At 47.6% G+C, this 21,734-nt stretch carries 16 protein-coding genes; 1 reads left to right on the forward strand and 15 read right to left on the reverse strand.

Annotated features, from left to right (window positions below):
- Positions 1-61: 61 nt before the first annotated feature.
- From GKG43_RS19230 to GKG43_RS19255, 6 genes are all read right to left on the reverse strand, one after another.
- The gene (locus tag GKG43_RS19230; RefSeq protein WP_129879676.1) at positions 62-1,804 is read right to left on the reverse strand and encodes a hypothetical protein; all 1,743 of its coding nucleotides are present in this window, start codon (positions 1,802-1,804) and stop codon (positions 62-64) included.
- A gap of 109 nt (positions 1,805-1,913) precedes the next feature.
- Positions 1,914-2,807 (reverse strand): hypothetical protein, encoded by an 894-nt coding sequence (locus GKG43_RS19235; RefSeq protein ID WP_055152440.1) that lies wholly within the window; start codon positions 2,805-2,807, stop codon positions 1,914-1,916.
- 149 nt (positions 2,808-2,956) lie between these two features.
- On the reverse strand, positions 2,957-3,835 hold the full coding sequence (locus GKG43_RS19240; RefSeq protein ID WP_050641313.1) for a DMT family transporter: 879 nt from the start codon (positions 3,833-3,835) through the stop codon (positions 2,957-2,959).
- A 241-nt stretch (positions 3,836-4,076) separates the two neighbouring features.
- Positions 4,077-5,240, reverse strand: a complete 1,164-nt coding sequence (locus GKG43_RS19245) for a cyclopropane-fatty-acyl-phospholipid synthase family protein (protein WP_055152442.1) — start codon at positions 5,238-5,240, stop codon at positions 4,077-4,079.
- A gap of 196 nt (positions 5,241-5,436) precedes the next feature.
- Positions 5,437-6,411 (reverse strand): alpha/beta hydrolase, encoded by a 975-nt coding sequence (locus GKG43_RS19250; protein WP_055152444.1) that lies wholly within the window; start codon positions 6,409-6,411, stop codon positions 5,437-5,439.
- 170 nt (positions 6,412-6,581) lie between these two features.
- Positions 6,582-9,593 carry an EAL domain-containing protein gene (locus GKG43_RS19255; protein ID WP_055152446.1) on the reverse strand — a complete coding sequence of 1,004 codons (3,012 nt, stop codon included), beginning with the start codon at positions 9,591-9,593 and terminating at the stop codon, positions 6,582-6,584.
- 237 nt (positions 9,594-9,830) lie between these two features.
- Here GKG43_RS19255 and GKG43_RS19260 point away from each other — a divergent pair, with 237 nt between their 5' ends.
- Positions 9,831-10,139 (forward strand): hypothetical protein, encoded by a 309-nt coding sequence (locus GKG43_RS19260; RefSeq protein ID WP_055152448.1) that lies wholly within the window; start codon positions 9,831-9,833, stop codon positions 10,137-10,139.
- A 49-nt stretch (positions 10,140-10,188) separates the two neighbouring features.
- Here the strand turns inward: GKG43_RS19260 and GKG43_RS19265 are convergent, their stop codons facing one another.
- The 9 genes from GKG43_RS19265 to hydA all read right to left on the reverse strand — a co-directional run bounded on the left by GKG43_RS19265 (position 10,189) and on the right by hydA (position 21,719).
- Complete coding sequence (locus tag GKG43_RS19265) at positions 10,189-10,869, reverse strand: hypothetical protein (RefSeq protein ID WP_173020127.1); 681 nt, start codon at positions 10,867-10,869, stop codon at positions 10,189-10,191.
- Positions 10,870-11,631: 762 nt separating this feature from the next.
- Positions 11,632-12,342, reverse strand: coding sequence for a DUF975 family protein (locus GKG43_RS19270; protein WP_050641320.1), 711 nt, complete (start codon positions 12,340-12,342; stop codon positions 11,632-11,634).
- A gap of 555 nt (positions 12,343-12,897) precedes the next feature.
- A complete protein-coding gene (locus GKG43_RS19275) occupies positions 12,898-13,248 on the reverse strand; it encodes a LysR family transcriptional regulator (protein WP_050641322.1) in 351 nt (116 codons plus the stop codon).
- A gap of 51 nt (positions 13,249-13,299) precedes the next feature.
- Positions 13,300-13,974: a molybdate ABC transporter permease subunit gene (gene modB / locus GKG43_RS19280; protein WP_050641323.1), complete on the reverse strand. Its 675-nt coding sequence runs from the start codon at positions 13,972-13,974 to the stop codon at positions 13,300-13,302.
- A 29-nt stretch (positions 13,975-14,003) separates the two neighbouring features.
- A complete protein-coding gene (gene modA, locus GKG43_RS19285; RefSeq protein ID WP_050641324.1) occupies positions 14,004-14,858 on the reverse strand; it encodes a molybdate ABC transporter substrate-binding protein in 855 nt (284 codons plus the stop codon).
- A 666-nt stretch (positions 14,859-15,524) separates the two neighbouring features.
- Positions 15,525-18,080, reverse strand: coding sequence for a selenium-dependent xanthine dehydrogenase (xdh, locus tag GKG43_RS19290; RefSeq protein WP_055152454.1), 2,556 nt, complete (start codon positions 18,078-18,080; stop codon positions 15,525-15,527).
- A gap of 63 nt (positions 18,081-18,143) precedes the next feature.
- A complete protein-coding gene (gene yqeB, locus GKG43_RS19295; protein ID WP_055152456.1) occupies positions 18,144-19,502 on the reverse strand; it encodes a selenium-dependent molybdenum cofactor biosynthesis protein YqeB in 1,359 nt (452 codons plus the stop codon).
- Complete coding sequence (yqeC, locus tag GKG43_RS19300; protein WP_055152458.1) at positions 19,499-20,320, reverse strand: selenium cofactor biosynthesis protein YqeC; 822 nt, start codon at positions 20,318-20,320, stop codon at positions 19,499-19,501. The genes yqeB and yqeC overlap by 4 nt, the downstream gene beginning before the upstream one ends.
- A 13-nt stretch (positions 20,321-20,333) precedes the next feature.
- Positions 20,334-21,719, reverse strand: coding sequence for a dihydropyrimidinase (gene hydA / locus GKG43_RS19305; protein ID WP_055152461.1), 1,386 nt, complete (start codon positions 21,717-21,719; stop codon positions 20,334-20,336).
- Positions 21,720-21,734 lie beyond the last annotated feature (15 nt).

Genomic DNA, 21,734 nt, shown 5'->3' on the forward strand with positions numbered 1-21,734 from the left:
TCTTTCATACTGATTTTAGTATATCAGATTCATTAAAATCTGTCCGAAAAAGTGTCTTAATTTATGAGACCATTATAAACTGCCACACCTTATGGCTGTCATAACTATCCGAAGCGGCATCTACTGAATAATACGGATCCACATCCATAGAATACACATATGAATATTTTAATTTTCTCCGTTCATTCATCATTCTGTCTATCAGATATGCCAGGCATGTATCTGAAACCTTCATCTCAGTTGCAAGATAGAAAAGCTGATTAAAGCAATTGCATTTCTCTGCAAGTATCATTTCATAAGCCTCTATATGCTGGCTTAAATACTCAATCATAAAATCGCGTATGGAGTAATTCAGAAAATCCAAAACAATTACTGTTTCTTCAAACATAGATTCCTGTATGGTTGTAAAGACACCTTCCAGTTCCCGAAGATAATTATCAAACTGTTCCTTTTCTGCTTTTCCGCCGCAGGCATCTGCCACTCCCATAAATCCCTGTCTCAATTCGTGATGAACCCGGATTTCCTCTTCTGATACTGCCAGCAGCATACAAATTATTTTTGCCCCATACGAAAGCTGGCTGAATACTTTATCATAATATTCCTTCGGTGATTTTACATACGCCGCCAACGCTTCTGCATATTCTTCGGAGCCCTCACCATCGCCCGGCAGGACATGTTCCAGATAATATGCTACCGACCGGGGACTGTACGCTCCACTGTGCAGAATATTTTCCCGCGCATTAAAAACTGCCTTTACATAACGGTACTCTAACCAGGACTCATCCAGATGCCGGTACAATATTTCCGCCTTCTGGGCCAGTGTATAAGAACGTAACCGCAGATTGATTTTTCTTATCTCGCAAAAGTCTTCCAGCTCCGGGAAACACAGAAATCCCTGTTGAAGAACAAATTCTCTGGTCGTAAAGATCAGACGTATATTGGGATAAGAAGAAAGCACATGGAATAAATCCAGCATCTTTTTGTCTGCGTTTAACTCCAGCCTGCTTTCAGAAAAATGACTGTGTCCCCAGAAATCATCGAATACTATAACCGACTTTTCTTCCGAGTCTTCTCCCATGATCCGTTCAATTTCTTCCAGAGAGTTTACGAAATAGAAAGCCTCATATTTCTCCGTACAGAGATAGTAATCGGCGAGGCAAAGCGCATGCGCCGTCTTTCCGACACCCGGGTCTCCTGAAATAACGACCCGTTGATATGTTTCCAAAATCCGGATGGCCTCCTGGAACGCTTTTGTCTCTACAAAAGTTCTCTTCTCCTTTTCCATCAATTTGAACTTTGGATTCGAGCGCTTTTTTAATTCCCGGAGTGCAGAAGACGACAGCATCTCTTCCAGGTAGTTCCCGCTGTGAAGCCACAGCTCTCTATACTCTTTTTCAATATGGGCGTACTCCGGCCTCTCCAGATAACCATTCAAATCTATCCCGGTCACGATATCACCGGTATCCCGTATTTCCGGAATCATCTTCCTTATTTCTTCTTTCAGTTCATCCCGAAGCGTTCTGGAAGCAATCACCAGGATATATCTGTCGCAGGTCCCGGGTCTGATCCGTTTCTGCTCCTGTCTCATCATTCCGATCAGCGCCTTACCTTTGGCTTCTGTCCTTTTTACCTGCAGAACAGTTCTGCCATTTTCCGCGACAAACAGTCCGTCGATTGCCCCGTCCCGGCCCTCGCCAAACCGCTGAAATGTACAGCCTTCCCTGACACTGATCACGGCACAGGCGAACTGTTGGAAACGTATGGGCGAATCCGAAAACACATCGTAAAAATTATAATTTGGCATAGCGGTCTCCAATCTTATGGCTCCATAAATCACCTTCAAATATCGGGGTTCTCTCTAGTATTCTTCATATTAATAAAACTCTGTCATCATGAGCATATGAAATGTACATTTAGAGCTCAGCATCCGCCAGTCCTTTCAGGATAGTTCTCAACTCTGCCGGAGTCCCCCTCATGTTCCACAGGTTTTTCAGTACGTTTTTTTCACTATGTGCTGCTCTCAATATTTCCTTTCTTTTTTCGATATATCCATTACTAATATAATAATTGCAGGTCACGAAAGTCCGCCCATTCTCAAAGATGATCTGAAGGACATGCAAAACCTTTTCAAAGTTTCTCGATAATATTTTAAACGAATCTACAAAAAACACTTCCGTATATCCTGAAATTAGATTTACGAGCGATTCCTCCAAATATTCATCGAACTCCAGGCTATATCCATCACAAATCACTTTATCATATTTTCTGCATTCCAGTTTTTGGTCTTCATATTCTGAAACTGTTTGATCAGTACCTGCAAATTCTAATATTTCTTCCGTCATTAATGCCGTCTTTTTCAAGATCTCCCATGCCAGTGGATATTTCTTTATAGCTTGTCCGTAAACATCTTTGAATTCCATACTCTGTGCTTCTTCCTGTAAAGATGCGAAACTGCACTGCCTGAAATATACAATCGCATCCGATGTCAACTGTCTTATTTTTTCATTTGACAGGGGATCCTGCATTTTAAATTGGGTACAATTAACACTTGCTGCTACCTCAAGCATACTATCTCTTAACGTTGCAACGACAAATTCCTTTACCTCGGCTGCTGCATAAGGTTCATAAAACAATGCCTCTTCATCCGTTACAAACAAGATTGTCCGCCTGTATTCCTCATCGTCCCATTTGGATAACAGGGAACACATTCTGTTCTTTATATCGGCCGCAATCTGTTGTCTATATCGATATTTCATTTCTCTCAACTGGTTTCCTAATAAATCGTCTAAATATTCTTGAATTCCCATATCACACCTGCTTTCACGTATCATGTAAATAGTTGACCCTGTATTTTCCTAAGTATATAATGTTCTGCTGCAGGCCCGCCCGCAAGGGCATGGATTACGGGATGCCCTCTGGGGATACCTTTATATTGACAAATTCTGCAGCCCCCTGCCTACTCCTTGTCCGCGGCGTCACGTTGGCCTCTGTCAAGCTGGTAAGCACAGGTAAATCCCAGAATTAACACGGCGCCAATTCCCTGAAGCACCCGTATAGGCTCCCGAAAAAACAACGTTGAGACAAGAATTGCCACAAAGGGATCAAGATAGCTGAGGATGGCCGTCTGCTGCCCAGCCAAATCTTTTATCGATGAAAAATACAGCCAATAGCACAGCCCTGTATAAATCACTCCTACTATCAGTAGATTTCCAATACTTCCGGGGGAAGCAGTCTGAATCCGGAACCCGCCCTGCACCATCAGAATCACAAACAACAAGGCCACTGCCCCGAAAAATTGGATTATCGTACGTTCCAGCCCGCTCCCTTCACGGATCCATTTATTCATCAGCACTACAGCAGCATAGAACACAGCGGCTCCCAGTCCAAAGCCAATGCCCGCCCTGCTCCCGCCTGACATACTGTTACCGGCACTCACCACAAGTACAAGCCCTGCAGTTGCCATTACGAAACACAAAAGCTGAAACAGCGTCATCCGCTCTTTAAACAAAAGGGGCGACACTATCATCACAATCACCGGGGCAAAATAATAGGCCAACGTAGCCACCGCGATAGTCGTATGTTCATAAGCCATAAACAGCAGCGCCCAATTTAAGCCAACCGCCATCCCTGATAAAAACAGGAGAACTTTTTGTTTCCTGCTGATATGTACTTTATTTTCCCTATAAAAGGCCTTTTTAATGAACCACAATACCACCAGCGCAATACTCCCGCGCCAGAAGGCTATCTCCATGGAACTAAGGGCAATCCCCCGTACAAAAATGGAGATGGTCCCAAAGGCCGTCATGGCCAATGCATTTTTTATCTGCGCTGTCATAGCTTCCTCCATTTTTCAGTGTATTATAATTTATCTTATCATATAAACGCTCCGGCTTCAAACGCTATCACCAATTGTTTTGCTGAAGATATTCATACCAGGTAACAGTTCAGACAGGCCTGAACTGTTACCATACCTGTATATTTTTTTCTGCACAAAAAGAACGTCCGCCATTTTGGATCTTCCAAAAGGTGAACGTTCCGTGGCCGTTGCATACGGTCTGCCGGCCCGACTTGATCCTTTAATACCACCTCACAGCAGGTAATTGATTGTTAATTCCCTTGGTCATAAGGATCTGATGCAGGTCAATAATTCCATTATTGAAGGTCGCCGCACAGGAGGACAGATAGAGATCCCACATTCTAACAAATTTTTCATCAAACATCTGCCGCACCTCGTTAATATGTTCCCTGAAGTTGTGCTCCCAGCACAATAGTGTACGGTTATAATGAGGCCGCAGATTCTCCACATCAAGCGTATGGAAGTTATCCTCCGCCGCGTCTGCAAGCACCTCCCTCAGACTTGGAACCATACCGCCCGGGAAGATATACTTTTTAATCCAGGGATCGCCCGGATGCTCCTTCAATGCACTGATAAAATGCAGCAGGAACAGGCCGCCCGGCTCCATCACCTTGTTTACACAGTCTATAAATTCCTGGTAATTGTCACGCCCGACGTGCTCAATCATCCCAACACTCACGATGCGTTCAAACTTCCACCCTGTTTTGGGCAGATCACGGTAATCCATCAGTTCCACCTTAAGCAGATCCTCCAGCCCCTCCGCCTGGATACGGAGGTTAAATTCCTTATACTGTTCTTCACTGAGTGTAATCCCAGTCCCATGTACCTTATACTTTTTCGCAGCCTCAATCAGCAGAAACCCCCAGCCGCAGCCAATGTCCAGCAGAGTCATCCCTTCCTTAAGGTAAAGTTTTGCTAAAATATGATCCACCTTGTTGACCTGAGCCTGGTAAAGCGTATCGTCTTCATGCACAAAATACCCGCAGGAATAGCTTAACGTATCGTCAAGCCAAAGCTTGTAAAAGTCGTTCCCGATATCATAATGGCTGCGCACTTCCTTCTCCTGGTTTTTCTTTGCGGAGGACGAGAAAATAAGCTTCTTAAGCGCTTTCTTGTCCGTTGAAAATTTGCCCATCTGCCCCAGGAAATGATTCAGTGCTTCATACAGGTCGCCTTCAACCTCCAGATCCCCGTTCATGTATGCCTCTCCAAGAGCAAGCGATGTACTTGTCATCAGTTCCGTCAGCGGAATCATCTTATGGATTTTTATCGTAAAGGTAGGTTCCCCTTCTCCGATTAAGTATTCTTTGTCGTCCATCTTCACAAGAAATGGATGTTCATCAAACTTTTTTAAAAACGATACTAAAACATTCTCTTCAAGCATCTTTCTACCTCCCAGCATAATAATGATGTAGTTAAGGATGGCTGTTTGGATACTCTTTTGCCATCTTAGTGATAAGATTCAACAGCACTGCTGCCACTAAGCATAGCACCAATAAAAATAAAAGAGAAGTACACCATGTCCGTTTTATCCCTGCCTACTTAACGGAGTATTGCCATTTGACCGCCCTCTGATGCAGTCAGGTACCGCATTTTTCTTCACAGGAAAACATTTTTCTGACCGCTTGCGTATACCCTTCCCGGTCTTTTATAAAGCTCATACAGTGCTTCGCCCCGTCCACCAGCAGCAGCTTCTTTTCTGCCGTACAGGCCTCGTAATTGCGAAGCGTCATCTCACAGGGCACAAATGTGTCCGCCCTGCCGTGGATAAAAAGAACCGGCACGCTGCAGTGTTTCATCGCCTCAAGCGTACTATATTCCTTCAGGTCATAACCGGCGCGCTTCCTGCACAGCCAGTTCAGCTGATCCATAACCGGATGTTCCCGCAGTTTAAAGTTCGTTCGTCCAAAACGGTATACCATCTCATAAGGGGAGGTAAAGCCGCAGTCGGCAATTACCCCTTTTATCTCTGCCGGCAGCTTCTCCCCTGCCGCCATCAGTACGGTTGCCGCACCCATGGATACGCCGTAAAGATAGACAGGAAGGCGGCTGGCATTCCTTTCTGCCAGCCAATTTAACCATTTCCGGCAGTCCATGCGCTCCAGCAGCCCGAATCCCATATATTTTCCTTCACTTTCCCCCTGCGCCCTCTGTTCTACGAGCAGAAGGCTGCTGTTTTCTTCGTAAAGCCATTTGAGGCACGCCCCAAAATCATGCCGCCAGGATCCACGCCAGCCATGGAACATCACAACAATTCGCTCAGCCTGCTCTGCCTCCAGATAATATCCCTTTAGCCTCAGCCCGTCTTCGCTTTTTATGTGCACACTTTCACAGTGCATCCCCTCGATCCATTGGATTCCCTCACTGCGTTCTTTAAGTTCTTCCGCCTCTTTCTGTACTGTCCTCCTGCACATTTTTTTCCTTTTGTCTCTCTTTTTTCGAAAGAAGACACAGGAGCGCCCCACCGCCATACTAAAAAATGTACCTACTGCCACACAATCCAAAGCGCACATGATACCCGCAGCCAGAAAGATTCTTTTCCATACTCGTTTCATTCTTTATATCGCCGTTCTTCATAATTTATTTTATATCTGTTTACAATTCATTCAAAAATGTATCACAATTTTTCCACAAGTAAAAGGTATACTATAATTGTTCAAAAGAAAAGAACACTTTTTCATAAACTTTTTCCCCCTTGAGTCACAGTTACTGTGACTCTTTCCTTTTATTCCGAAGTCTTTTCCGGATCTGCCAGCTCCGGACGAACCTCCTTCATACCGGAATCGTATTGAGCGAATGTACTTTTTCCATTCATTTTTGCTGTGAACAGTGCAGTATCCGCTTTCCTGTACAGCTCGTCAAATGTATTTCCCTGCCGTGGAATCATCGCATACCCAGCCGATATCGAAAATTTGATCGCCTTTTTTCCTGTATGGTAAGTAACCTCCATATCGGAAAGGATCTGCCTCAGTTTCTCATTCACTGCTTCTTCCCTGATATTCCTGCATAGAACAAGGAATTCATCTCCGCCCATACGGCATACAATATCATTCTCCCTGAAATAACTGTTCAGCTTCTCCGCATTCTTACGGATCATGGAATCACCGTACGCATGCCCAAATACATCATTTGCCGTCTTAAAATTATCCATGTCAAACATAATCACTGCCGACTCCTCATCCGGATATTCTTTCATATAATCCTCAATTTTCTTCTTGGCAGTGCAGCGGTTATACAGGCCTGTCATAGCATCCGTCTCGGCCATCCTGGCCAGCTGAAGCTCCTGCTTCTTCTGCGCGTCGATATCTGTCACAAATATATAGGCATAGACCTCACCGTTTTCCTCAGACCGGGTATAGTGCATGAGCATCCGCATCCAGCTCGGAGCCCCCTTGTACATCCGCTGATAATCCATGCTTTCCATAACCTTGCCGTTTTGATATGCCTGATACATTCTTTCTTTATCCGTAAATGTCCGGAACAGATCCTGATAACGAGGCAGAATCAGTTCGCTGCACATGTAATCCGATGCACCTTCTAACAGCATAATCTGACTGCATCCGGTCTCACCCACCCAGCTGTCAATACTTCCGCCGCACACGCTATCCCTTGTGAGGCAGACTTTAAAATCATACAGCGCCTGACTGCGGAATATCTCCAGTGTTTTCATATTCTCCGTGATGATCTGCTCCCGCCGTCTCTGTTCCGTAACGTCTGAAACGGCTCCATAATAGATTCTGCCGTCCTCCTGTGCCTTCAGGAAAAAGGCGTGCAGCCGTATCCAGATGACAGAACCATCGGCCAGGATATGACGGATCTGTCCGCTGCCGCCGTTCAGCCTGTTTTTATCCGCCCGTTGAAAGATGTCCAGAAGTTCTTTCCGGTCCGCCTCATATATTCCGCTCTGGAACTGCATACGCTGCGCTTCCAGATCAATCGGACTGCTTCCCGTAACTTTATAATAGTGTTCATTTACCTGCAGCAATTCTACATGGTCACCGGACACTTTATAAATCCCGATCCCGCCCAGTATATTATGGATCATTGTCTCACTGAATATGTCCGCATTCAGAAGATCCTTAATACTGAGACTTTTTACATCCCTTGCCTTTATCCCTCTGTAATCAAAGTTTTCCGGCGTCTCCAGCAGTCTTTCATAACTCTCAATGGCAAGCGGCTGAAAAAAATAATACCCCTGTCCGTACAGGCACCCCATTTCCAGGAGCACCTTAACCTGTTCTTCGGTTTCCACCCCCTCTGCTATAATACGCAGTCCCATGAGCGTAGCCATCCGGATAATGGCTTCGAGTATTCCCAGCCCCTTATCCGCGCTCTTTTCATCCATATCCAAAAATTTCATATCAATTTTCAGGATATCCACATTAATATCTTTCAGCATATTCAGTGAAGAATAGCCGCTTCCGAAGTCATCCATCAGAACCGTAAATCCTGCGCCGCGCAGCTGCTCCGCCACACCTGTAATCTTCTGGTACTCCTCCGCATAAGCACTCTCGGTAATCTCGATCTCCAGAAGATTTGCCGGAAGGCAGTACTCCTCTGCCATACTTTTCAGGCACTCTACCACGTCCAGCGTGTAAATATCCACCCTGGATACATTGATTGAAATCGGAAGAAGCGTCTTCCCTTCATTCAGCCATTTTCTAAGATATCTGCAGACCTCTTTCCAGATATAAAGATCCAGTTTGGCAATAAATCCGCTTTGCTCCAAAAGCGGTATAAACGCTCCCGGCGTGACCAGCCCCCGTTCCGGATGCTGCCATCTTACCAGGGACTCCACTCCCACAATGCGCCCGGTACTCATATTGCATTTTGGCTGCAGATAGAATGTGAATTCGCCATTCTCCAGCCCTCTCTGCACCTCCGAAAGCATCAAATGTTTCTCTTCCATTCTCTGTATCATAACCGCATCATACCGGCACATCCGGTTTGCATAATTTCCCTTTACCATAGACATCGCAATAGCAGCCCTGTCATATATCATGCTGGCGGGCACGGATCTGTCCGTAATCTCATACACACCAAAGGCCGGCAGAAATCCGGCATTCCCTCTGTACTGTCTGACAAACCTCAGAATGCGGTTCTGCAGACAGTCCAGATGTCCCTCACCACAGGGAATCAGAAGACCAAAATCATCCTCACCCAAATAACCGGCAAGCCCGCCGTATTCATTCCTGATCTCCCTCAGACACTTTGCGAAATTTACCAGAAATTCATCCCCCGCTTTTTTCCCATACCATTCGTTAAACAGCTTAAAATGTTCAATATCCACGGCCACGAGGCAATACCTTTCCTCCCCCGCGTCCCGCAGAAAGGCCTCCATTGCCTGAAAGAATTTCCCTTTTTTATAGAGACCGGTGAGAGAATTGATGCCTTCTGCGCAAGCCCCGCCTTCTTTTGCCTCCGGCAGTTTATGTTCCGGAATATTTCTGGAAATAATAATGCTGCATGCTCCTTTCCCGGGCCATTCGATCTTCCCTGTACTCTGTTCCACCCAGCACTTTAATTTTTCATTATACATATCCATCGTAGAAGCATTCCCCTCTGCAAGCGGGCATTTCCGGCACGGAGAGCTTTCCCCGCAGAGCACCTCGTAACAAATATCCCCGTTATGTATTTCCGGGAACACTTCCTGCAGCACATCATTAAAATGAACTATGTGATATGTTTCATCGATTACATAGACTAAACTGTCGGCACTGCTCATCATATCATTCATATCTGCCCTCCTGAGACTGAATTAATCACACCTTATTCTGCTGCTTTGCTGCAGACCCGCCCGCAGGGCATGTGTTACGGGATGCCCTTCGATTATTCTATTATATTACTTTTTTAATATCACCGTTAATTTTTTCCACGTTTTAACTTAAATTGCCCTATTCTCCTGAAATATGCTATAATCTTCTGCAGAACGGATTCCCGTTACTAATAGTATTCAGAAAGGTATGTGACGTTTATGATCGATAAAAAACTAATCCCCGTAGGGGGACTAAAAAGGGAGCCCTTTTCCGGATCACATGGCGGAATGCGTTATATATTCAGGGTAGATGACAGCAAAGAGACATTCACGGCCACTATTTACCCGGAACCATGGTCTTTTGAAAAAACCCCCGAAGAAAAGAAAGAGCATGAATCCTTTCCCATGTCAGACGAGGGCATGGACTCAGCCATAGAATGGCTGTACAGTATGTATGAGCAGAAGAAAGAACTTTGGCAGGAATCCTCCAAAAATGCCATGCACATTGTCCATAAAGGAACCGTCTGATGGCCATGCCCCGTCTGACGATCCATGAAAGGTTTAAACCCCCAGGGGCTTACCGCCCCTTTTCGATCCCTGCCACCAGTTTTTTCGTTTTCGGAAGCCAGAATTGAACCAGCGGTCCCGTTAGGCAAACAGCCACAATTGTACCGATACCAACTGTTCCTCCAAGGAAAAATCCAAGCACAACAAAGAATAAGTCGCATCCGACTCTGACCCATCTGAACTCTATTTTTTCCAATTTATCCGATAATATGATGGCAACCAGATCATTCGGCCCGGTGCCCGCATTACTGTTGATTACAATCGACATTCCTGCAGACAGAATCACACATCCTGCCAGCATACTGACGATCCTAAGTATCAAGGAAGCACTTCCGTTAATATATCCCTGAAACATCCACGTAAACAAATCAATAATAGGGCCGCCGCAGAATGCACACACTACGGTTCCCGGTTTTATGTACCCCTTTGTGGTCAACAGCATAATAACCATCAAGATGCAAAGTATAATCACGTGTACCGTCCCCACAGTCAAATGCACCGTCCTCGCAAGCCCCTGAATGAAGACCGTAAATGTATCTGTTCCCAGCTCAGACAACAGAAAAAGAGTGACCCCCAAATGCGCCACGATCAATCCCCCCAACAGGACTGCCAGCGCCCTCACCCAATCTTTTGCGCTCCGTTTTGAAGTATCAGACGCAAACTTTTCTTTTTTCATTTCATTCTTCTCCATAACCAATCCCCCAGAATCTTCTTTCAAGATAAATATAAAATTATTATATCCTGACAGCCGTTAATATTCAATTGAAAATATAACTGCAGGGCCCTAGTACATCATAAAATACACGATCCGATATGCCCTCTCTTCTATTATATAGTTTATGAATATCTTATATTTAATTAATAAAATTTTCCAAATGTTGTCACAATGCATTCACAATTACCTGATATTCTATAAACATGAAAAACAGAAGACAATGGCTGCACTTGCAGCACTGCATCTGCGGCCATTGGACTTCGCCTAATAAAACAATTCAAAACAACAGATAGATTTTCCCTTTTCTCAGAGCTGCTGCACATACAAACTGCAACAGCTCTTTCCTTTTACCATTCCGTTTTCAACCGTAAAGTGTTCCCCTTTTACCCTTCCAACCACATGCTCACTTCCGCCAGGATGCGCCCAGCCTGCCTGTGACGGTTTATGCTGCACCGGAGGGGATCTCTGTGGGTGCTTTGGGATGCCTCTAAGTGTGCCGTGTTTTCGTTAGGATAAAATTGAAAAATCTGATGGACAGACTTTGCCTTACCAGGCAAAGTCTGAGGCGACTAAGGCCTCAAATCATCAGATTTGAGGCTGCATGTCGCTGGTTCCATCAGATTTTTCAATTTTATCCTTACGAAAACTAGGCTAAACGGCCGGTATCCCAAAGCACCCACAGAGATCCCCTCCGGTACAGCATAAACCGTCACAGGCAGGCGTCCCCCTCCCATCTCCCTACCGAATATACCCATTCTGGTAAGCCAATGTTCTGTTTACGCTATATAATTCCGCCATTGTTCCCTGATAATAAGGCTCTACATAGAATATTCCAACTATTCCAAATGTTATATATTCAAGTATCCTCCATCCCAGGAAGGATAAATCAAGAACGAATACTTCCCATTTCTGTCCCATCATCATCTTCTTACTGATCAGAAATGCTTCCTCTCTTCCCATTCCGGGATTCTCGGCCAGAATATACGGCACCATGAGGTATTCGTAATGCTTGATGATTCCCGGCACGACAAACAGCAAAGTCCATAAAAAGGTAAACAAATCCCGCAGGAACATGACCAGGACTATGTTGCCATAATGACCGGTTTTGAAACCGTATCCAAGATATCCGACTGTCGGCATCTCTGTCTGGTTCAGTACAAAATAACGGCAGCCGCCGACGATAAGTACATTACCGACAAAAATGGCCAGCAGAAGTAAACCTATGCCCAGTATTGCAGCGATTCCTGCAAGCGCAGCCCAAAGCAGGGAATACTCTGAAAAATAACCCCACCCACTATAATTTCCACGGAATCCCCTGGAACCATGAGAACTTGTGGCGCTGAAAACCGCTGCTACAACGGACATCACCAGTGCAACAACAACCGAAGCCCAGTAATTTCTCAGGAATGCCTCCCGTCCTCTCATCTTTAAATCATATCTCGTCCACATAATCTCAACCTCCTGTATAATCAGCTTTTTCACAAGCCTTGTTTATTATACTCCAATTGACTGTGGAAATCTACCGAAACGATGATTATTAAGCCAAAATTAAGTATTGGAGAGGGGACGCGAATACCAAGGCGAGTCCGGCGGCTGGCGGGGCAATGTCTGTTGGTGAAAAGTCCGGACACTTCGCTAAGAAGCTGTAGAAGAAAACGGAACGGAAAGGGAGGTACGTGCCGCATTTGGCCCGAATGCCGATGCATTCGCGCCGCAGGCGGCACCAGAATTTTCCTGGTAAGGAAAATTCTGCCCTCCCTTTCCGCTCCGTTTTCTTCAACAGCTTCTAACGCTTGCTTTATGGACTTTTCACCAACAGACATTGCCCCGCCAGCCGCCGGACTCGCCTTGGCATTCGCTGGTGCATCCAATTGGTAGTTAAGGGCTTAGTAACCGGGTGGGCATCGACGTGCTGAGACGGATGGGGACTGGAGTACGGATGTAATTATTAGATCGCTTTATTTTGATATGTCAAAAGGGATTCTTTATTTTTTGTACTGTCAGTCATTGTGTTTCAACTGTATACTCTGGAAAGTATTCTTTAAATGCCTGCTGAGTTTTTTGGTTTACCATCTTTTCCATATTTCTGTACCGCGTGACTAAAGAGTCCCCTTTTTCCGTCAATTCGCATTTTCCTCCCATACTGCCGCCGTGCCGGCGCAGTAAAAGCTCGTATCCCAGTTCTTTTTCCGCCCGGTTCACGATCTTCCAGCCTTTGCTGTAGGACATTCCCATGGCGGCGCATGCTTCTTTCATGGAACCGGTCTGCCTGAGGTATTCCAGTAAAGTTATCAGCCCCGGACCAAATACCAGATCTTCATTGTAGACTTTCAGTTTTATAACCGGATGAAACATAGCGGCACCTTCTCTCTTTTCCTTTTTCTTTTATTCTTCCGGAGGCAGCGCTTATCTCCGGCCATATTTTCCAAACACGTAGGTTACATAATTCATTCCTGTTACTACAAAGAACGAGATTACAACCAGAATCAGCACATACTGATATGCCCCATGCATGTCCCCTGCCGCCACGTTGGAGTAGACCGCAAGGGGAAGGGTGCGCGTTTTTCCTGCGATGTTGCCCGCAATCATGGCAGTGGCCCCGAACTCTCCCAGCCCTCTTGCGAAGGCCAGAATTCCCCCGGATAAGATGCCCGAGAGGGCGTTTGGGATCAGAATCCTCCAAAAAATACTCCACTCGGACATTCCCAGCGTCCTTCCCGCATATAGCAGATTAAAGTCTACTTGTTCAAAAGCCCCGCGCGCAGAGCGGTACATCAATGGAAATGATATGACCACTGCCGCGAGGACAGTTGCCCACCAGGAAAATGCAATTTTTACTCCGAAAAAATCCAGGAGCAGTTTACCGACCGGACGCTTAATCCCGAAAATATACAACAGGAAAAAGCCGGCCACAGTGGGGGGGAGCACAAGCGGCAGGGTCAGGATTCCGTCACAAACCATTTTGATCTTTTCATGCTTCATGTTTACAACCCAGTATGCGACTGCTATCCCTGCAAAAAAGGTAATCACAATCGCCGTCATTGCTGTCTTCATCGATATCAGTATCGGTGATAAATCCATCCTGAGCCCTCCGCTTTCATTTTCTTATACTATTTATTCTGTATAAATCCATATTTTTCAAATACTGCAATTGCTTTGTCACTCTGCAGGAAATCCACGAATTTCTCCGCTGCTTCTTTCTGTGCTGAAGCAGAGACAACACCTACCGGATAGATTGCCTTTTCTGCAAGGCTGCCTTCCGGCGCCTCTGCTACCACTTTCACTTTATCCGTTGTTGCTGCATCGGTAGCATAAACAATCCCTGCCTCCGCACTTCCCTCTGCAACCCAGTTCAACACTTCTGTTACATTCGTACCAAGACTCGCTTTTGCTGACACTTCGTCCCAGATACCAAGAGATGTCAGCGCTTCCTGTGAGTACTGCCCTACCGGAACACTTGCCGGGTCGCCAATAGCAATTGATCCGGCTTTCGTAATATCCGTAAATTCCTGCAGATCCAGGACAGAATCTGCAGAGGCAATGAGCACAATTTTATTCTCAAGAAGCTTCACTACGGAATCCTTATCCACCAGATCTTCGTCAACCAATGCATTCATCTGCTTCATAGCTGCCGACATAAATACATCAGCCTCAATCCCTTCCTCGATCTGCGTCTGCAATTTCCCCGAACTATCGTATGTCCCCTCTACGGTAATATTTGGATTCTCCTCCTCAAACATCGGAATCAGTTCGTCCTCATAAGAATACTCCAGACTTGCTGCCGCTGCAACAAGTAATTTTGCAGGTTCTTCCGCCCCCTCATCCTCGGCATCCTGTACCTCTGTTTTTGCACCGTCTTTCGCGTCAGCCCTTTTCTCATCCTCGTTAGAAGAACACCCAAAAACCAAAACCCCCATCATCACTGCCATAAGAAACACACTTCCTGCTCTTTTAAACTTTTTCATATTCTTTCTCCTTTTTTCTATTAAACCTCATATCATCAAATATAAAGTCCACTGTACATATTATACAGCAAGTTATTTATAAAAACAACTTGCTTCTCCGGTAAGTTTTGGGGTAAATTTCCGGGTAAGTTTTCAGTTAAGTTTAAAACTGTTTTTATACAGCTCATTTTAAACCGTTCAGCACACTGTTTTAATCCTTTTTTTCATTCCCCCTGTCTTCTAACACCTCCCAAAGCCATAAAATTCCCGCCAGTCCAATCCCATACGACGCCCCCGTATTAGGTCCCACCTTAGTAACGAGTCTTGTCCTGCCGGCCGGATGCGCCAGCTCCATGAAGAGATAGCCGAAAATCTCCCGGAGAACATCCATGTCCTTTCAAAAACGCGGCCGCGAACCTTAGAAATTCTTGGTGGGAAACAGCCCTGAAAATGGAGAGATTTTTGGATTCCGAATCCAAAAATCAGCTGACCCAGCGCGAGAAATCATCGGATTTCTCGTGATGTGTCAGTAGTGCTCCATTTTCAGGGCTGTTTCCCGCCTAGAATTTCTTAGGTCCGCGGCCGCATTTTTGAAAGGACATGGATGTTCTCCGGGAGGTTTTCGGCTATCCCTTCATAGAGCGTCCCCATCCGCGCCGAGACTATAGCTCGTCACTAACTCCCGATTTACTTCTTTTTGGTATATGGAGTTCCCTCCAGCGGCAATACAGTCTGAAACTCTCCATTCCATTTATAATAAGCCCCTGCAACAGCCGGAGCCGTTGGTATGGATGTGATCTCTCCAATTCCAATAGCCCCATACCCCACGTCCACGCCTGGTTTTTCCACAATAAGGGATACCAATTCCGGCACCTTATCCGCCTTAAACAGCCCCAGCGTACCAAATCTGGATACCGGATACCCTTCCTTGATCTCATATCTTTCCGTCAGTGCGTATCCCATTCCCATCACAACGCCGCCTTCTATCTGGCCTTCCACGCTGACCGGGTTCACGGCTTTGCCCACATCGTGGGCCGCCACCATTTTCTTGACCGTTCCATCCTCATTCAGGACACATACCTGAGTAGCATAACCATAGGCCACATGAGACACCGGATTTGGCACATCGCTGCCCATCCTGTCGGTCTTGGCGAGATACTCACCGTAATACTCTTTTCCTTCCAGAGCCGCCAGTGTCTGCCCTGCCAGCTCTTCTCTCAGATCTTCCGACGCCCGCTTCGCGGCCTCCCCGGTAATCAGTGTCTGCCGTGAACCGGAGGTAGTTCCGGAATCGGGGGAATCCGCGGTATTGGGCGGACAGTACTTGATACAGTTAACCGGCAGGCCGGTCGTCTCGGATACCACCTGTGTCAGAACCGTTCCAAGCCCCTGCCCGATGCAGGACGCACCCGCATGGATCTGTATTTTTCCGTCCTTTACCAGCAGGCGGCAGCGGCCCCAGTCGGGCAGTCCCACGCCTACGCCCGCATTTTTCATGGCACAGGCAATCCCTGCATAGGGTTCGCTCTCATAGATGTCTTTTACGGCTTCCAATGTTTCCGCAACACCCGTGGAATCATCGGCAATCTGTCCATTCGGCAGCACCTGTCCCGGACGGATGGCATTACGGTAACGGATCTCCCAGGGAGAAATGCCGGCCATCTCTGCCAGCAGGTCCAGATTCCGCTCGGATCCAAAGCAGGTCTGGGTTACTCCGAAGCCTCTGTATGCACCGGCAGGCGGATTATTCGTGTACACCGCCTTTCCGTCTATATCGATTACCTGGAAATTATACGGCCCCGCAGCATGTGTACAGGCACGCTGCAGCACAGGCCCGCCCAGGGATGCGTAGGCCCCTGTGTCCGATACGACTACCGCCTTCATCGCGGTCAGTATGCCGTTCTCGTCACAGGCTGTTGTGATATCCATCCACATTGGATGACGTTTTGGATGGATGACAATGCTTTCCTGCCTGGATAGCTTTACTTTTACGATCCGTTTGGTCAGGTACGCCAGAAGCGCTGCGTGATGCTGGACGCTGACATCCTCTTTTCCGCCAAATCCGCCGCCGACCAGTTTGTTTTCCACAATCACCTTCTCCGGAGGGAGTCCCAGCATGATACAGCATTCGTGCCGGGTATCGTATGTACCCTGATCTGTGGAATAAATAAATACCCCGTCGTCAAAAGGCATGGCGACCGCGCACTCCGGCTCCAGAAATGCATGCTCGGTCCATGGTGTTTCGTAATGCTTTGTTACTTTATATTTCGAATTGGCAATGACCTCGTCGGCATTTCCCCGGACCAGATGCTCATGTGCCAGAATATTTCCGGATGCATGGACAAGCGGCGCATCCTCTTTCATGGCGTCAAAGGGGCTGAGCACCGGTTCCAGCACTTCGTAATCCACCTTCACAAGGCTCTTAGCCCGTTCAAGTATCTCCGGTGTTTCCGCCGCCACAAGACAGATCGCATCCCCGAGGTAATGCGTGGTTTTCCCGACCGGAATCATGGTATCCCAGTCCTGCTTCAGGTGGCCCACCTTTACCTGCCCCGGAATGTCCTCTGCGGTATAGACTCCGATCACGCCTTCCAGCGCCTGAGCCTCCTCCGCGTGGATCGCCAGTACTTTTGCCCTGGGATATTCGGAACGCACTGCGCTGCCGTAGATCATGCCGTCGAGATAGATATCGTCCGGATATTCTCCGGTTCCCAACACCTTTTCTCTGGCATCAATCCTCTGGATTGCATCACCTACCAGTGCGATGCCGCTGTTGTCCGCCACAGGGAGATTTTCCCGGAATATTCTGGCGCTGAGAAGGATTCCGTCGATAATCTTCTTATACCCTGTGCACCGGCAGATGTTATTGCGGATCGCCGCTATCACTTCCAGGCGGGTCGGATCCGGGTTGACATCAATCAGGCCCTTTGCGCTCATGACCATGCCGGGAATACAGAAGCCGCACTGAACGGCGCCGGCCGTGGCAAAAGCATAAGCATACACTTCTTTTTCTCTTTCGCTTAATCCCTCAACTGTTACAATGGATTTGCCCTCCATCTTAGAAATCATGGGAATGCACGCACGTGTTGTCTTTCCGTCTACCAGAACCGTGCAGGTGCCGCATGCGCCCTGGCTGCACCCGTCTTTCACGGATGTCAGACGGAGGTCGTCACGCAGAAACCGCATCAGCTTTTTGTCCTGCTCTGCCTGATAATCTTTCCCATTTACATGTACTGTGAACATATAATACCCTCCTTTTCCCGGTAACAGTTCAGGCAAGCCTGAACTGTTACGTTTCCCGGAACTTTATTCTGAAAGATCTGACCGGAAGTCAATATCTTTTAATTCTTCTTCCTGTGCTTCCACATATCTTACTTTGTCCTGCAGACCGGACATAATCTGCCGCCCTCCGTTGTCTCCGGAAAGCTGCCTGAGATCGCGGAAGAACTTTTTGTCCCAGAGAACCGGATTGCCCGGCCGGTCCTTATGGCAGGCGCTGATAATCTTTCCCCTGTGGAGCCCTGCTGCATTGAGTATCCGCTGGATCGTGGCCGCATGCAAAGCGGGCTGATCACACACGGAAAAAAGAATGCCCTGAATATCAGGAAACTGCTCTGTACAGGCTTCCACTCCCAGCCTGACGGAACGGGAAATCCCCCGTTCAGGCTCATCGTTTCTCACAACCCGTATCCCCTTTCGCCTTGCTTTTTTTTCAATCTCTTCATATCCCGTCACAATATATGTGGGAAAGGCTCCGAACGCGCTGATTTTGTCCAGCATGTATTCAAACATCTGTCTGCCGGAGATCTGTGCCAGGAGCTTGTTTTCCCCAAACCGTGTGCTTTTTCCTGCCGCAAGCAAGACAAGGGCATATTTCCCCTTCATGTGTTCATGCCGGGTTACCGCTTCCAGTACGCCTCCGCCCACGGCCCTTGCTTTGTCAGAAATGGTGAAGCAGTGGGACTTTTCGCAGCGCGCATCAATATCCCCTATTTTCATTCCTTCACTTACACGGACACCGGACTGAAGCATTCCCCGGATCACACCGCTCATCCGGGCATATACTTCTTTTCCACCGGTAACGGCAACCGCCTGGCCTTTTTCTACGATATCCCCGATGGCTGCCAACGGCTGCATCTCCCCCTCTGCTGCGGCGCGGATCAGGCGTTCTGTCGTATAACCTCCCACATCCCCCGGAATTCCGGTGTTTGGAAGCGCACTGCCAGAATAAAAGATATTCCCCAGTGTGTGCCCTCTTTTTGTCTCCACAACACAATTGCAGTCAATTCCCGCAGTAAATCCCGGGCCCACCCCAATCACAAAGGGGGCGTCTGTTATTCTTGTCCCGGTATTTCTTTTCGCCAGTATTGCATCCACAATGACATCCGGCTGAAGTCCAGCGGCTATTTTAGCGTTTGCGTCCACAATCACCGCGATATTCCCGTCCGCCAGAACCTGTTCTGCTTCCTTTTCCGAATATACAAGAACGCCTTTCATATCCTCTACGACGGCCGTCCCCTCATAGACAGCTCTGGAAAGCGCCGCCATTCTGCGCACCGTCAGAGGAACTGCGATCTCTGTCATAACAATCTGGTGCCCGCTGTGATAGAGGCGCGAAGCGATTCCTGTTGCCAGATCCCCCGCGCCTTTAATTAGTATTTTCATCTCTGTATCTGTCTTCCTCCTGCTGTTACTGTGATCTGTGCGAATCCCCTTTTTTCTGCCAACCTGCAGATTTCCAGGGCCTGTGCCTCTTCCTTCGCGCCGTCGGCTTTGTTCAAAACCAGATGGTAAGACATTTGGGGCATTACATGCTTTTTTCCGGCCCGGCTGTCCAGCGCCAGATCTACAATATCTTCCTGCGTGACCGGATCCGTTTTTTGTTTATGAAGCAGTCCGGCAGCAATTTCAGGCCGGAAACAGACTTCTTCCATGGGCTTTCCAAGGCTGTCCAGTCCGCAGACATTGATCACATGTGTCGTCTCGGGGAGCAGCACCGGCTCATGGGAAGCCGGCGCTTTGACCGGGAACCTCTTCGCACCGTCTGCCTCGATCAGCAGCGGGTATCCCTTTTTCAAAACCTGCTGCAGAAACCCGCGGGGCGGAGCCTGCATTTTCCCATCACCGGCGGGCAGGCCCAGCCATACCATGCCTTCGTCAGCCAGGATTCTTTCCATCTTCTCTGCCGAGGGTTCCAAAAGAAACCACGGGTAATCCCAGGCCATCATGTGGGTAGTCGTTGTCACGACAACTCTGGTTCCCCTTCGCAGATACTCGCCTGCCATCCGTGTAATCAGTGTTGTCTTGCCTCCCGCTCCTGTGAATGAGAGAACGGGAGCCGTTGAATTTTCTATATTTAATGCCTCCAGAAGAGAGGGGAACTGTACCAGTTTTCCCTCCCGGTATACCCAAAGGGCATCCCTTAACCCATGCCCTTCGGGCGGATCCGCAGTAAACTGCGGATTAAGGTATGCTTTTATCATGTGCCGCCCTTCTTTAATTGTCAGCTTCCTTCGTGACTCCATGCTTTATATACTGCCCTGCATTTTCTATTTTAATTTCCCCGTTTTCCGCTATCAGCCGGCCCCGCAGAAATACCTTTTCTGCCCTGCCTTTAATCTTGGTGCCTTCCATTGGGCAATAGTCGATGTTGGTCTGCTGTGACTCTTTTGACAGAATCCACTCGGTATCGGGATTCCATACTACGATATCTGCATCGCTTCCCGGAGAAAGCGTTCCTTTCTGTGGATACATGTGGTATAACTTTGCTGGATTCTCGGACAGATATTTGCACATCTGTTCTATAGTGATGCGTCCCTCGTTTACGCCAAACTGGTAAATCAGGCCAGGACGCTCTTCTGCGCCTGGCATTCCGCACGGTGTCAGAGAGAAGTCTTCGATCCCCGCGCTTTTTTGTTCCAGATTAAAGCTGCAGTGGTCTGTACAGATTGTCTGGATCCTGCCCTCCGTAAGCGCCTTCCACAGCACCTCCTGATTCTTCTTTCTGCGCAGCGGCGGCGCGATCATGTATTTCCTGCCTTCCCCATCCGGCAGGGAGTACTTGCTGTCATCCATAAGGAGGTACTGGGGACAGGTTTCCACATAGACCGTCTGCCCTTCGTCCCTGGCCCGCTGGATTTCCCGGTAGCCTTCTGCCGAACTCAAATGCACCACAATGACGGGTGTATCCACACACTTCGCTATCTTAAGCAGGCGGTTGATGGCCTCCGCTTCTGCTGCCGGCGGCCTCGTTCCCGGATAATCAGAGACATCCCTGCGGTTTCCTTTTTTTTGCAGAACTTCCTCCAGCCTTGCATCTATGATTCCCTTATTTTCACAATGTACTCCTGCGATTCCGCCGAGTTCTTTCAAACGGGACAGGATTTCATACATGGTCTTGTCATCCACGACCATATTGTCGTATGTCATATACAGTTTGAAAGAAGAGATTCCTTCCGCCACAACCTGCTCCAGTTCACGGCCGACGTTCTCATTCCAGTCGGATAGCGCCAGATGGAACGCATAGTCGCATGAGGAGTGTCCGTCTGCTTTTTGGTGCCAGTTATCCAGCGCCCGGGCAAGTGTCTCTCCTTTGTTCTGTGTGGCAAAATCTATGATGCAGGTGGTTCCTCCCGCAATCTCCGCCTTGGTTCCCGTGTCAAATTTGTCTGCAGTTATGGTGTTGCTGACTTCCAGAGCCATATGGGTATGTGCATCAATAAATCCCGGGAAAAGGTACTTGCCCCGGACGTCTTCTATCTCGGCGTCCCTGAATTCCAGATTTTCACCGACTGCCAGAATCTTTTCGCCTTTTACCAGGATGTCCAGCTTCTTTTGTCCTTCGCCGCTGACGATGATTCCGCCTTTAAACAAACGTTTCATAACCATTCCTTCTTT

The sequence above is a fragment of the Eubacterium sp. BIOML-A2 genome (assembly GCF_009680135.1).
GTDB classification, from domain to species: domain Bacteria; phylum Bacillota; class Clostridia; order Lachnospirales; family Lachnospiraceae; genus Faecalicatena; species Faecalicatena contortus_B.